General features: G+C 73.2%; 12 protein-coding genes and 1 tRNA gene. 6 read left to right on the top strand and 7 right to left on the bottom strand.

From position 1 onward, the window contains the following. Positions 1-4: 4 nt before the first annotated feature. Both HHX35_RS33505 and HHX35_RS33500 read right to left on the bottom strand, forming a co-directional pair. Positions 5-1,168, bottom strand: coding sequence for an NAD(P)-binding protein (locus HHX35_RS33505; protein WP_182902661.1), 1,164 nt, complete (start codon positions 1,166-1,168; stop codon positions 5-7). After that, complete coding sequence (locus tag HHX35_RS33500; protein ID WP_182902660.1) at positions 1,165-2,079, bottom strand: RNA polymerase sigma-70 factor; 915 nt, start codon at positions 2,077-2,079, stop codon at positions 1,165-1,167. The genes HHX35_RS33505 and HHX35_RS33500 overlap by 4 nt, the downstream gene beginning before the upstream one ends. Positions 2,080-2,172: 93 nt before the next feature. Between HHX35_RS33500 and HHX35_RS33495 the strand changes: the two genes are divergently transcribed. Further along, positions 2,173-2,245: transfer RNA gene (locus HHX35_RS33495), tRNA-Ala, on the top strand. Positions 2,246-2,313: 68 nt separating this feature from the next. On the opposite strand, the gene HHX35_RS33490 is transcribed toward HHX35_RS33495, so the two are convergent. Both HHX35_RS33490 and HHX35_RS33485 read right to left on the bottom strand, forming a co-directional pair. Next, on the bottom strand, positions 2,314-2,622 hold the full coding sequence (locus tag HHX35_RS33490) for an AzlD domain-containing protein (protein WP_182902659.1): 309 nt from the start codon (positions 2,620-2,622) through the stop codon (positions 2,314-2,316). Further along, entirely contained in the window at positions 2,622-3,332 is a 711-nt protein-coding gene (locus HHX35_RS33485) for an AzlC family ABC transporter permease (protein ID WP_182902658.1), read from the bottom strand. The genes HHX35_RS33490 and HHX35_RS33485 overlap by 1 nt, the downstream gene beginning before the upstream one ends. Positions 3,333-3,399: 67 nt before the next feature. Here HHX35_RS33485 and HHX35_RS33480 point away from each other — a divergent pair, with 67 nt between their 5' ends. Then, positions 3,400-3,963, top strand: a complete 564-nt coding sequence (locus tag HHX35_RS33480; protein WP_310739480.1) for an XRE family transcriptional regulator — start codon at positions 3,400-3,402, stop codon at positions 3,961-3,963. Here HHX35_RS33480 and HHX35_RS33475 read toward each other — a convergent pair. Next, positions 3,960-5,114 carry a low temperature requirement protein A gene (locus HHX35_RS33475; protein ID WP_182902701.1) on the bottom strand — a complete coding sequence of 385 codons (1,155 nt, stop codon included), beginning with the start codon at positions 5,112-5,114 and terminating at the stop codon, positions 3,960-3,962. The genes HHX35_RS33480 and HHX35_RS33475 overlap by 4 nt on opposite strands. A gap of 89 nt (positions 5,115-5,203) precedes the next feature. On the opposite strand from HHX35_RS33475, the gene HHX35_RS33470 reads away from it, so the two are divergent. Continuing rightward, on the top strand, positions 5,204-6,913 hold the full coding sequence (locus HHX35_RS33470; protein ID WP_182902656.1) for an IlvD/Edd family dehydratase: 1,710 nt from the start codon (positions 5,204-5,206) through the stop codon (positions 6,911-6,913). Positions 6,914-6,936: 23 nt separating this feature from the next. Further along, positions 6,937-7,590: a GntR family transcriptional regulator gene (locus HHX35_RS33465; protein ID WP_182902655.1), complete on the top strand. Its 654-nt coding sequence runs from the start codon at positions 6,937-6,939 to the stop codon at positions 7,588-7,590. An 8-nt stretch (positions 7,591-7,598) separates the two neighbouring features. Here HHX35_RS33465 and HHX35_RS33460 read toward each other — a convergent pair whose 3' ends face one another. Next, positions 7,599-8,486 carry a dihydrodipicolinate synthase family protein gene (locus HHX35_RS33460; protein ID WP_182902654.1) on the bottom strand — a complete coding sequence of 296 codons (888 nt, stop codon included), beginning with the start codon at positions 8,484-8,486 and terminating at the stop codon, positions 7,599-7,601. Positions 8,487-8,665: 179 nt separating this feature from the next. Here HHX35_RS33460 and HHX35_RS33455 point away from each other — a divergent pair, with 179 nt between their 5' ends. Together HHX35_RS33455 and HHX35_RS33450 are read left to right on the top strand one after the other, a co-directional pair. Then, the gene (locus HHX35_RS33455) at positions 8,666-9,331 is read left to right on the top strand and encodes a class I SAM-dependent methyltransferase (RefSeq protein WP_182902653.1); all 666 of its coding nucleotides are present in this window, start codon (positions 8,666-8,668) and stop codon (positions 9,329-9,331) included. A gap of 39 nt (positions 9,332-9,370) precedes the next feature. Continuing rightward, positions 9,371-10,810: an ATP-binding SpoIIE family protein phosphatase gene (locus HHX35_RS33450; protein ID WP_182902652.1), complete on the top strand. Its 1,440-nt coding sequence runs from the start codon at positions 9,371-9,373 to the stop codon at positions 10,808-10,810. Here the strand turns inward: HHX35_RS33450 and ftrA are convergent. Continuing rightward, positions 10,807-11,775, bottom strand: coding sequence for a transcriptional regulator FtrA (gene ftrA / locus HHX35_RS33445; protein ID WP_182902651.1), 969 nt, complete (start codon positions 11,773-11,775; stop codon positions 10,807-10,809). The two genes, HHX35_RS33450 and ftrA, sit on opposite strands and share 4 nt — an antisense overlap. Positions 11,776-11,806 lie beyond the last annotated feature (31 nt).

Raw genomic sequence — 11,806 nt, 5'->3', positions numbered from 1 at the left:
TGCGTCAGGCCGCCCGCCGGGACAGCGATCGGGAGGCGAGGGCGGCCCGGGCCGCCGCGAGTGCGCTGTTGATCGACACCTCGCCGAGCAGGCCGGGCGCCGCCACCTGGTCGCCGGTCAGCCAGACGCCGTCGCCGCGCTGGACCGCCGGCCGGTCGCGCCACGACGTGCCGGGCAGGTCGAGCGCGCCGCTGCGCCCGGCGGCCACCGCGTCGCGGCGCCAGGTCGTCCGCCCGCGCCAGCCCGGGAGGGCGAGGTCGGCGATCCGCTCCAGCCGCCCGAGCGCGACGGCCTTCGGCTCGCCGGGACGCATCGGCATCTCCAACTGGACGAGGCTTTCCCCGGGCGGGGCCAGGGACGGGTCGGGCAGCGAGTAATGCTCCAGGAAGCCGCCCTCGTCCAGGTCGCTGACGAGGAACAGGTCCCGCGGGTCGGCGCGTACCGCGAGATCGAGCAGGACCGCGCGGCCGCTCTCCCCGCGCAGCGAGTCGTCGCCCAGCAGGCCGCGGGCGGCGTCGAGGGAGGTGGCGACGATCACCGGTCCCTCCGGCAGCCGGTCGGCCCTCGACCCGGTCTCGATGCGTACGCCGAGGTCGCGCGCCCGCGCGGCCATCCGGTCGATCACCCGCCCCCAGCCGCCGGCCACATAGCGGACGGACGGGTAGCGCGGAGCGGTGACGCGCAGGAGCCGCTCCCAGGCGAAGGCCGCCGACAGCCGGCCGGGGTCGGCGTCGTAGGTGACGACTCCCAGCAGCCCGGCGGCGGCCCGTGCGGCCTCGGCGCCGAAGCGGCGGGTGGCCCAGGAGCCGAAGTCCTCGTCCACCGGCGCCCGCAGGCCGCGCCGGGCGATCATCCGCAGCAGCCCGGCCGGGGGCCGCCCGGTCAGCCTCCCGTCCCGGCGGAACCGCGCCCGGGCCAGGTGCCCCGGCCGTGGCAGAGCGTACGGCCGGACCAGCCCCCGCTCGTCCAGCCACCGCCACGGCAGGCCGTCGGAGTAGAAGACGTGGGTGCCGTCGTTGGCGACGTACGGCGCAGCGGTGGAGCGGGCGCGCCCGCCGAGGGTGTGGTGCGCCTCGTGCAGGACGACGGCCGCACCGCCCTCGGCGCAGGCGATGGCGGCGGTCAGCCCGGCAAGCCCGCCGCCCACGATCGTGATGGTTTCTCTCATGCACTCCCGGACGCGTCCGGGGTCGCCATTCGTGACATCTTGTCCGGGTTGGCGATGAGGTAGACGGTATGGATCAGACCGTCGCCGATCATCAGCGAGACGACCGTGACGGGACGGCCCTCCAGGCGGGCGACGATCGCGGGCCCGCCGTTGACTTCGGCGATCTCCAAGTCCATCTCCAAGCCAGGGGGAGCGCCCAGGGAGGCCAGGAAGCGCCGGCGGCCCTCCCGGCTCGCGATCGCGACGAGGAAGCGGGCGACCGGCACGGCGCCGGCCAGCTCCCGCAGCGGCGCCCGGACCTTGCCGCCGCCGTCGCCGACCATGCGGACGTCCGCGGCGAGCAGCGCCGTCAGGCCCTCGATGTCCCCTTCCGCGCAGGCCGCGACGAAGCGCTCGGTGATCGTGCGCCGCGCGCGCCGGTCCACGTCGAAGCGCGGCCTGCGCTCGCGCACGTGGTCGCGGGCGCGCCTGGCGAGTTGTCGTACGGCAGGCTCGCCCCGGCCGAGGATTTCGGCGATCTCGGCGTGGGAGAAGCCGAACGCCTCCCGCAGGACGAACACGGCCCGTTCCAGCGGGGACAGTGTCTCCAGCACGACGAGGAGGGCGAGCTCGACGCTGTCGGCGCGTTCCGCGGGCTCCCCGGAGTCCGGCGCGGTGACGACCGGCTCGGGCAGCCAGGGCCCGACGTACGCCTCCCGCCTGGCCCGCACCCGGCGCAGCCGGTCGATGGCGAGGTTGGTGGTGACGCGCACGAGGTAGGCCTTCGGGTCGGCCACCGACGCGGCGTCCACCTCCGCCCAGCGCAGCCACGCCTCCTGGACCACGTCCTCCGCGTCCGCGGCACCGCCGAGGATGCGGTAGGCCACACCGACGAGCAGGCTCCTGTGCGCGGTGAAGACTTCGATGGTCATGTCATGCCAGACGTATCATGCCCGCCGTCGTGTGACATCGGCTCGTCCGGTTACCGTCCCCGCGCGGACTCCTATACACTGACTGCGTCGCAAGGGGCTATAGCGCAGCTGGTAGCGCACTTCCATGGCATGGAAGGGGTCTGGGGTTCGAGTCCCCATAGCTCCACAACACCTCAAGGGCGGTCGATCGACCGCCCTTCTTCATGTCAGAAGGCGGCCCGTTCTCAGGTCCCCTCAGGGCACGCCGAGGAGGCGGAGGACCGCCGTGGTGGCGGCGGCGAGGACGACGATCAGAGGGAACGGTGCTTTCCGAAGCGTGAGGATCCCGGCGACGAGCACCCCGGCGGGCCTGGCCCATCCGGCGAAGCCGTGCCCCTCGGTGAGGGCCGAGGTGGCCACCAGGGCGATGAGCAGCACGGTCGCGGCGACGGACAGCAGGTGGCGCAGGCGGCCGGGCAGCCGGAGCCGGTGACGCAGCACCGGCCCGGCCAGGCGGAACGCGTAGGTGCCTGCGGCCAGCGCGGCGATGGCGAGCAGGGGCATCAGTGGACCTCCCGGTCGGGCAGCGGCGCCGGTGCGCGCGTGGCGAGCACCAGGCCGGTCAGGGCGAGCAGCACCGGCAGGCCTGCGGGCAGGAACGGCGTGGCCGCCACCGCGACCGCCGCACCGAACGCGGAGGCCCGGCGCGGGGCGGCGTTGTGGACATTCCGTTCGGCGAGCGAGGGCAGCACGAGGGCGAGCAGCACCGCGGGGAAGGCCGCGTCCAGCCCCAGGGCGCCGGTGTCGCCGATGCCGCGCCCGGCCAGCGCGCCGAGCACGACGGCCGCGTTCCAGCTGACGAACAGACCGAGCCCGCAGGCCCAGAACGCGGCGTGACGCCGGCGGGGATCGCCGTCGCGCAGCACGAAGGCCACCGCCTCGTCCGTCATGAGGTGCGCGCCGGTGAGGCGTGTCCACCACCGGCCGCCGAGGACGTCGCCGATCGCGAAGCCGAACGGCAGCAGGCGCGCGTTCAGCACCAGACCGGCCGCGACGGCGGCGATCGGGGCGCCGCCGGACAGCACCACGCCGACCGCGGCGAACTGCGCTCCTCCGGCGAACACCACCAGGGACATGACGACCGGCACCCACGGAGGCAGGCCGCCGGACACGGAGATCGCGCCGAACGCGGCGCCCACCATGGCGTCGGCGAGGCATACCAGGGCGATGTCGCGGAGCGTGCCGCGATCGAGTGTTCGCCAGAGCGAATGCATGTCCAGTAGAGTGAACAACGATGATGGGGTTCGTCAAGTCGAACAAACGGAAGTGTGGAGCGAACACGTGGCTGAGAGGCCGTCCTTCGACCTGATCACGCTCATCGCGGCGTCGATCCGCAAAGAGCGCGAGCGTGCCGGCCTGTCGCTGACCGAGCTGGCCAAGCGCGCGGGCATCGCCAAGTCCACCCTCTCCCAGCTGGAGTCGGGCGTCGGCAACCCGAGCGTGGAGACGCTGTGGGCGCTCGGGGTCGCGCTCGGCGTGCCGTTCAGCCGCCTGGTGGACCCACCCCGGCCGGCCGTACGGGTGATCCGGGCAGGGGAGGGGCCCGCGACGTACTCCGAGCAGGCCAGCTACTCAGCCACCCTGCTGGCCTCGTGCCCGCCGAACGCGCGGCGCGACCTGTACCGGATCTCGGCCCAGCCGGGCCGGCCGCGCACCTCCGACCCGCACATGGCCGGCACCGTCGAGCACCTCCTGATCGGCACCGGCCGCGCCCTGGCCGGGCCCGCGGAGGAGCCGGTCGAGCTCGGGCCGGGCGACTACATCGCCTACCCCGGCGACGCCCCCCACGTCTTCGAGGCCCTAGAGCCAGACACGACCGCGGTCATCGTCATGGAGCACATCTAGCCCTCCTGCGGCTTCCCCCGGCGGGCGACGGCCGTGCGGGCGGCGACGCCCGCCACGGTCGCGGTGGCGCAGGCCGCGAGCGCCAGGGGCGGCACCAGCGGCGTGAGGGCCCCGAGGGCGGCGAGGACGAGCACCCCCGCGAGATGCGCCCTCGGGACGCGTCCCCAGACCGCCCGCTTGAACAGCGCGTGCCCGGTGAGGAAAAGCGCGGGGCCGCCCAGCACGGCGATCGCCGTCCCGGGCGCGGTGTGGCCGCCCGGGTGGTGGATCACGAGTTCGTCGGCCACGGCCGACACGACGACGCCGGCGACCATCGGCAGGTGGAGGAAGGTGTAGGCCGAGCGGGCGAGCCGCCCCGGGTCCTTCGCCGCGGCGATCACCCGGCTGCCCGCCTCGGCGCTGCTGCCGAAGTAGGTCCACCACAGGCCGACGCTCGCGCCGAACGCGGTGAGAAGGGCCGCGCCGGCTGCGGGCGACGGGTGCGCGGCGAATGTCGCCCCGGTGACCAGGATCGACTCGCCGAACGCGATGATCAGGAAGAGCTGGCAGCGCTCGGCCAGGTGGGCGCCGTCGATCGACCAGTCCGTGGTCGCCGACCTGCCGAGGCCCGGCGTGACGAATCCGACCCATGGCGCCAGCAGGTCGGCGCCCACCGCCGCCGCCCAGAGCAGTTCCCTGGACAGGCCGTGCGCCAGGCCGCCCGCGATCCAGAACGCCCCCGACAGCATCGCCCAGGCGAGCACGCGCGCCAGGTTGCGCCGCAGCGGGCCCCGCGGCGCGGCGGCCACCGAGCACGCCGTACGGACGACCTGGACGGCCACGTACGCCGCGGCGAACATCAGGCCGTGCTCGCCGAAGGCCCGGGGGAGGGCCGCCGACATGACCAGGCTCGCCAGCATGACGGCGACCAGCACGATCCGCACCGAGGGGCGGTCGGGGTCGAACCAGTTCGTGTGCCAGGCGGTGTAGATCCACGCCCACCAGACGGCGAGCAGCAGCAACAGGGTCTGCGCCGTGCCGCGCCACGACAGGTGGCCGAGCAGCAGATGGGAGAGCTGCGTGACCGCGAACACGTACACGAGGTCGAAGAACAGCTCGGTGAACGTGACCCGCTGCTCCCCGCCGCGCGGGCGGAGCGTGCCCGTGTGCATCGTCACGGCGGCCCACGCTAGGGATCTTTCCGCCGAAAGGGAAGAAGATATCTTGATATACCAGGATCCGCTGGCATACGTTCGAGCGGATGAGAGCGGAAGAGCTGCGCAGCCATCGCTGGTACGGCACCGACAGCCTCAGGTCGTTCAGCCACCGGGCGCGCACCAGGCAGCTCGGCATCGCGGCGGAGGAGCACCTCGGCAAGCCCGTCGTCGGCATCCTCAACACCTGGAGCCAGCTCAACCCCTGTCACACGCATCTGCGTGAGCGGGCCGAGGACGTCCGGCGCGGCGTCTGGCAGGCCGGGGGCTACCCCGTGGAGCTGCCGGTCATGGCGGTGGGGGAGACGTTCCAGAAGCCGACGGCCATGCTCTATCGGAATCTGCTCGCGATGGAGACCGAGGAGGTGCTCCGCTCCTATCCCGTCGACGCGGCCGTGCTCATGGGCGGGTGCGACAAGACCACCCCGGCGCTCGTCATGGGCGCGATCAGCGCCGACCTGCCGGTCGTCTTCGTGCCGTGCGGGCCGATGCTGCCCGGTGACTGGCGCGGGCAGCGACTCGGCAGCGGCAGCGACATGTGGAGATACTGGGCAGAACGACGGGCAGGGCGGCTCGGCGACGAGCAGTGGGCGGAGATCGAGGAGGGCATCGCCCGCTCGCCCGGCCACTGCATGACGATGGGCACGGCGTCCACGATGACCTCGGTGGCCGAGGTGCTCGGGCTCACGCTGCCGGGCGCCGCCTCGATCCCGGCCGTGCTGTCGGCGCACACCCGGATGGCCGCCGCGAGCGGTCGCCTCGCGGTGGACCTGGCCTGGCACGGTCCCCGGCCGTCGCAGGTGCTGGACGCGAGGGCCTACCGCGACGCGGTGACCGCCGTGCTGGCCCTGGGCGGCTCGACCAACGCGGTGATCCATCTGATCGCGATGGCCCGCCGCAGCGGGGTGCACCTCACGCTCGACGACTTCGACGCCGCCTCCCGCCGGGTGCCCGTCCTCGCGGACGTGCGGCCGGGCGGAGCGTTCCTGATGGAGGACTTCCACCGGGCGGGCGGCGTCCCCGCGCTGCTGCACAGGATCGCGGACCTGCTCCACCTCGACCGGCCCACCGTGTACGGACGCGTGCACGGGCACGGCCTCGCGACGCGGGAGCCGTACGACGACACGATCATCAGGCGCAGGGACGACCCCGTGTCGCCGGAGGGCGGGCTGGCCGTGCTGCGCGGCAACCTCGCGCCGGGCGGTGCCGTGATCAAGCATGTGGCCGCGGAGCCGCGGCTGTTGCGGCACACCGGGCCCGCCGTGGTGTTCGAGGGACACCAGGACCTGCTGCGCCGCATCGACGAGGTGGACGTCACGCCCGGCAGCGTGCTGGTGCTGCGCGGCGCCGGGCCGAAGGGCGGCCCCGGCATGCCCGAGCACGGCATGCTGCCGATCCCCGAGCGGCTGCTGAAGCAGGGCGTGCGCGACATGGTGCGGATCTCCGACGCGCGGATGAGCGGCACCAGCTACGGCGCCTGCGTGCTGCACGTCGCCCCGGAGTCGCACGTCGGCGGGCCGCTGGCACTCGTGCGGGACGGCGACCCGATCACGCTGGACGTCGAGGCGCGGCGCCTCACGCTGGAGGTTCCGGACGAGGAACTCGACCGCAGGCGGCGCTCCTGGACGCCGCCGCCCCCGCGCTACACCCGAGGGTACGGCGCGCTGCACGAGGCGCACATCCTCCAGGCCGACGAGGGATGCGACCTCGACTTCATGCGGGGATCCGGCGGGGCGCCCGAGCCGGACGTCGACTGATCGGGATTGGTATACCGGTACGCATGACCGCTGAGCACGTGCTGAGTCCGGTGGCCAGATCGACCACCCGCACCGACCTGGTCGCCGACGCGATCCGCACCGCGATCCTGTCCGGGCGCCTCGCGCAGGGGGAGACGCTGGTGGAGCGCCGCCTGGCCGAGCGGCTCGGCGTCTCCAAGACGCCCGTCAGGGAGGCGCTCATCGGACTGGCCGCCACCGGGCTGGTCGTGATCGGCCCCAACCGGGGGGTGACGGTGCGCGTGGTGGGCCGCGCCGACCTCCGGAAGGCGTACGAGGTCAGGCTGCTGCTCGAACCGTGGGCGATCGGCCGGACGGCGGCCTCCGGACCCGCGGCGGACGGCGCGCGGGCGGCCCTCGCCGAGGCGCGGGCGCTGCTCGCGGGCACCGACACGGCGGCCCTCAGCCTGGCCAACCGGCGTTTCCATCGTGAGCTCTACGCCCGGTGCGGCAACGAACTGGTGGTCGCCCAGCTCGACACTGTGCAGGACCTCGCCGCGCTCGGCAGCGTCACCGTGCTGTGGCGGGACCGGCCCACGTGGCCCGAGGAGCACGAGGAGCACGAGGCGGTCCTCGCCGCCGTCGAGGCGGGCGACGCCGCGCTCGCCGAGCGGCTGACCCGCCGCCACATCGAGCGCTCCGTCGCCCGCCTCGCCTAGAGACGGGCTCAGGCGAGCGTACGCAGAATGTCCGAAACCCTCTGCCGGGCGGGGCCGGTCAGTTCGGTCATCGGCGGGCGTACGGCCCTGCCGCACACGCCGAGTTGCGCGAGCGCCTCCTTGACCACCGAGACGTTGTGCTCGCCGCCGTTCGCGGCGCGCAGATCCTCGACGGGCTTGAGCAGCCGCCACACCTTCGCGGCGCCCGTCCGGTCGCCCGCCCGGAGCAGGGCGTGCAGCTCGAGCGACAGCTCGGGGGCGATCGCCGCCAGCCCGGAGGTGAAGCCCTCCGCGCCGCCCGGCCAGAAGAACGGCGCCCAGGTCTCGGCGAGCCCGCACAGCCAGACCGGCCCCTCGACGGCGGCGGCGAGGACGGCCATGGCCACCGGGTCGGGCACCGCGTACTTGATCCCCACCACGTTGGGGCACTCGCGCAGCAGGTCCCGCAGGGCGCGCTCGGTCACGGCGGGGGAGCGCACGTAGCAGACCACGCCGAGGTCGGGCACCGCCTGGGCGATCTCCCGGTGGTAGGCCGTCCAGCCGGCCTCCGACTGGTAGGGGTGCACCGGCTGGTGGACCATGACGGCCTGGCAGCCCTGCCGGGCGGCGTCCCCGGCCAGCCGTACGGCCCGGCGCACCTCGTGGCCCACGCCCGCGATCACGACGGCGTCCGGCGCGGCACTCCGGGTGACTGCGACGGCCCGGGACAGCTCGTCGTCGTCCAGCGAGTAGAACTCCCCGGTGTTGCCGTTGGGGGTGAGCGCGCGCACTCCGCTTTTCGTCAGCCGCTCGACGACGGCCGCGAGTGCCGGCTCGTCGATCCGGCCGCCGTCGTCGAACGGGGTGACCGTGACGGCGACCACGCCGCGCAGCGCCTCGCGGACCTCGTCGATCATGTGAACCTCCCGGTGTGGTATCTGGTATATCAGTATGCCAACCTGGTGAAGTTGACAACGATCTTTGACACAATTGATGGCCGAAATGCCCATTTAACCGCGCAATGTCTTGACTTGTTCGGGTGTGGTCCCCTATCTAGAAGAAGGCAAAAGACGGCTGATCATTAACGGCGGCGACCATGACAATCGAATCAGGACCGGACAATCCGCGTCAGGAGTACCGGGCCATCCAGGCCGAGGCGTTCAACCGCATCGGCGGCCGGTACGACGAGGCGTTTCCGCACAAGGAAGGCCAGGTGGCCGCCGGTGAATGGATGATCAAGCAGCTCAAGCCGGGGTCGCGCGTCCTCGACGTCGGCTGCGGCACGGGTTCGCCCACGGCACAGCAGTTCGCCGAGGCCGGCTGCGAGGTGACCGGCATCGACATCTCCCCGGTCATGCTGGACCTGGCGCGTAAGAACGTGCCGATCGGGACGTTCCTCGAACGCGATGTGCTCGACCTCGACGACTCGCTCGGCGTGTTCGACGCCGTGACGGCCTTCTTCAGCCTGCTCATGCTGCCGCGGGCCGAAATCGAGCAGGCGCTCCGCGCCATCCACGCCGTGCTGGCCCCCGGCGCCCTGTTCTCGCTGAGCATGGTGGAAATCGACCTCGACGACGTGCCTTTCCAGTTTCTCGGCGCTCCGGTGCGGGTGACCGGATATCTGCGCGACGAGTTGCGCGAGGTCATCGAAGCCGCCGGGTTCAGCGTGCTGTCGGAGAATCACCTTTCGTACGCTCCGGCGACCACGCAGGCGCCGCCGGAAATCCAGCTCTTCGTCAACTGCCGGCGTGACCAATTCTGAGCGGCCACACCCGTGTCAGGAGACGGGGAACCGTTCTCTGTGCTGAGTCACGTCAGCGGGGTCGTCCGGGCCATGGGCGAGAGCCCGGGCCCGGAGGAGGCGACGAGGGTCCTCTGCGAGGCGGTGGTGCCGAAGCTGGCCGACGCCGCCGCGGTCTACGTGGACGGCGCCGTCTGGCACCGGGTCGATCCCGACGGACGGCTGCCGCCGCGCTGGGCCGGCGACGGGATCCGTGAGGCGGCCCTGCTCGACGGGCACCTGCTCGCCGTGCCCCTCAGGGCGTACGGCACGCACGTCGGCTGCGCGCTGCTGGCGCGCGACGCCCGGCGGCCGCCCTTCGGGGAGGCCCACGTGCTCGCCGCGGGACAGCTCGCCGTGCCCGTCGCGCTCACGATCTACCACGGGCGGCGGGACCGCCAGCAGGACGAGACCCTGGAGACCCTCCAGCGCGGGATGCGGCCGGGCGACCCACCCGCCCTGCCCGGGCTGGAGATCGCCTACCGCTACAAGCCCGCCGCGGAACGGGTGGGCGGTGACTGGTACGACGTCATCCCGCTGCCGGGCAGCAGGGTGGCCCTGGTCGTCGGCGACGTGATGGGACACGGGCTGGCCGCCGCGGCCGTGATGGGCCAGCTCCGCACGGCCGTGCAGACCCTGGCCTCGCTCGACCTGCCGGCCGAGCAGGTGCTCCACTCGCTCGACGAGATGGCCCAGCGGCTGGCCGCGCAGACGCTCACCACCTGCGTCTACTGCGTGTACGACCCGGTGCTGCGCAGGTGCACGATCGCGAGCGCCGGGCACCTGCCGCCGATCCTGCTGGGACCGGACGGCAAGGCGGAGGTCCTGTCGCCGCCCCGGTGCCCGCCGATCGGGCTGGGCCGCACGCCGTTCGAGACGATGGAGATCGCGGCGGAGGACGGCAGCATGCTCGTCCTCTACACCGACGGGCTCGTGGAGGAGCGCGGGCAGGACATCGGGCTGAGCGTGGAGTCGCTGCGCCGCAGGCTCGCGAACGGCATCTCGATCGAGGCGCTGAGCGACGACGTGCTGTCCGCCGGGAGGACCGACGACGTCACCGTGCTGGCCATCCGGTTCCGCGGCATCCCCAGTGAGCACGTCGCCCAGTGGTTGCTGGAGCCCCAGCCGACGACGCCGTCACGCGTACGCGGTCTGGTCCGCCGCACGCTCGGCTCGTGGGGCCTCACGGCGATGATCCCGGTGGCCGAGCTGCTCGCAGGAGAGCTCGTCACCAACGCCGTGCGCCACACCCAGCGGCCCATCACCATCAGGCTGCTGCGCACCGACCACCTGCTGTGCGAGGTCAGCGACGACGACCACCGGCTGCCGATGGTGCGCGAGCCCGGCCTGCTCGACGAGGACGGCAGGGGGCTCTACCTGGTCAGCCAGCTCGCCGAGCACTGGGGGACCAGCCGGGTCGCCGGAGGCAAGACCGTCTGGTTCTCACTGGCGATCCCCTAATGCCGGAACGCCTTGCGGTACGCCGAAGGCGACGTACGCATCGAGCGGCCGAAATGGTGGCGGAACGTCACCGGGCTCTCGAACCCGACGGCGGCTGCGATCTCCTCTATCGGAGCCGCCGTCGTCTCCAGGAGCGGCAGGCTGGCCGCGATCCGCTGCACGATCACCCACCGCAGGGGGCTCGTCCCGGTGCGGCGCCCGAAGTGCCGGATGAAGCCCCGCTCCGACATCCCGGCGACCCGGGCCAGCGCGGCCACCGTGACCGGCCGGGTGAGATCGGCGAGCACCCAGTCCATCGCCCGGCCCACCGGGTCGTCGTCCCGCACCTCCGCGACCGGCGCCTCGACGAACTGCGCCTGCCCGCCCTCGCGGTGCGGCGGCACGACCAGCCTGCGGGCCACCGCGTTGGCCACGCTCGGCCCGTGGTCGCGCCGCACCAGATGGACGAGCAGGTCGAGGCCCGCCGCGCTGCCCGCGCTGGTCAGCACGTCGCCCTCGTCCACGTACAGCACCCCGGGATCCACCCGGACCTCGGGAAAGCGCCGCTGCAGCAGCGCGGCATATCTCCAGTGGGTCGTCGCGGCCCGCCCGTCGAGCAGCCCGGCGGCGGCGAGGGCGAAGGCGCCCGAGCAGATCGACACGATCCGGGCCCCGCCGTCATGCGCTCGGCGCAGGGCGGCCGTGAGCGCGGGGGAGATCTCCGCTCTCACGTCCGGGACGCCGGGCACGATCACGGTGCGCGCCCCGGCGAAGACGTCCAGCCCGTGCGCCGCCTCGATCGTGAACCCGCCGACCGCCCGCAGCGGGCCGGGCCTTTCCGCGCACACGGCCAGCTCGTACCACGGGACGTCCAGCTCCGGGCGGGGCAGCCCGAAGACCTCGACGACGCAGCCCAGTTCGAAGGGGCTCATGCCGTCGAAGGCCAGCACCGACATGGTCCGGCTCCGGTCGGAGAGCGCGAGCATGGCGGGATATTAGCGATATCGGGCGTTCATG

Origin of the sequence: Microbispora sp. H10830 (genome assembly GCF_014161375.1) — a bacterium.
Lineage (GTDB): Bacteria > Actinomycetota > Actinomycetes > Streptosporangiales > Streptosporangiaceae > Microbispora > Microbispora catharanthi.
Note: the sequence above shows the minus strand (reverse complement) of the source record. Positions and strands in the feature narration are given on the sequence as shown.

Coding starts and splice junctions, on each gene's coding strand:
- HHX35_RS33500 (WP_182902660.1), bottom strand. CDS start 2,079: ATGACCATCGAAGTCTTCACCGCGCACAGGAGCCTGCTCGTCGGTGTG.
- HHX35_RS33470 (WP_182902656.1), top strand. CDS start 5,204: ATGAGAGCGGAAGAGCTGCGCAGCCATCGCTGGTACGGCACCGACAGC.
- HHX35_RS33475 (WP_182902701.1), bottom strand. CDS start 5,114: ATGCACACGGGCACGCTCCGCCCGCGCGGCGGGGAGCAGCGGGTCACG.
- HHX35_RS33465 (WP_182902655.1), top strand. CDS start 6,937: ATGACCGCTGAGCACGTGCTGAGTCCGGTGGCCAGATCGACCACCCGC.
- HHX35_RS33490 (WP_182902659.1), bottom strand. CDS start 2,622: ATGCCCCTGCTCGCCATCGCCGCGCTGGCCGCAGGCACCTACGCGTTC.
- ftrA (WP_182902651.1), bottom strand. CDS start 11,775: ATGCTCGCGCTCTCCGACCGGAGCCGGACCATGTCGGTGCTGGCCTTC.
- HHX35_RS33460 (WP_182902654.1), bottom strand. CDS start 8,486: ATGATCGACGAGGTCCGCGAGGCGCTGCGCGGCGTGGTCGCCGTCACG.
- HHX35_RS33455 (WP_182902653.1), top strand. CDS start 8,666: ATGACAATCGAATCAGGACCGGACAATCCGCGTCAGGAGTACCGGGCC.
- HHX35_RS33505 (WP_182902661.1), bottom strand. CDS start 1,168: ATGAGAGAAACCATCACGATCGTGGGCGGCGGGCTTGCCGGGCTGACC.
- HHX35_RS33485 (WP_182902658.1), bottom strand. CDS start 3,332: ATGCATTCGCTCTGGCGAACACTCGATCGCGGCACGCTCCGCGACATC.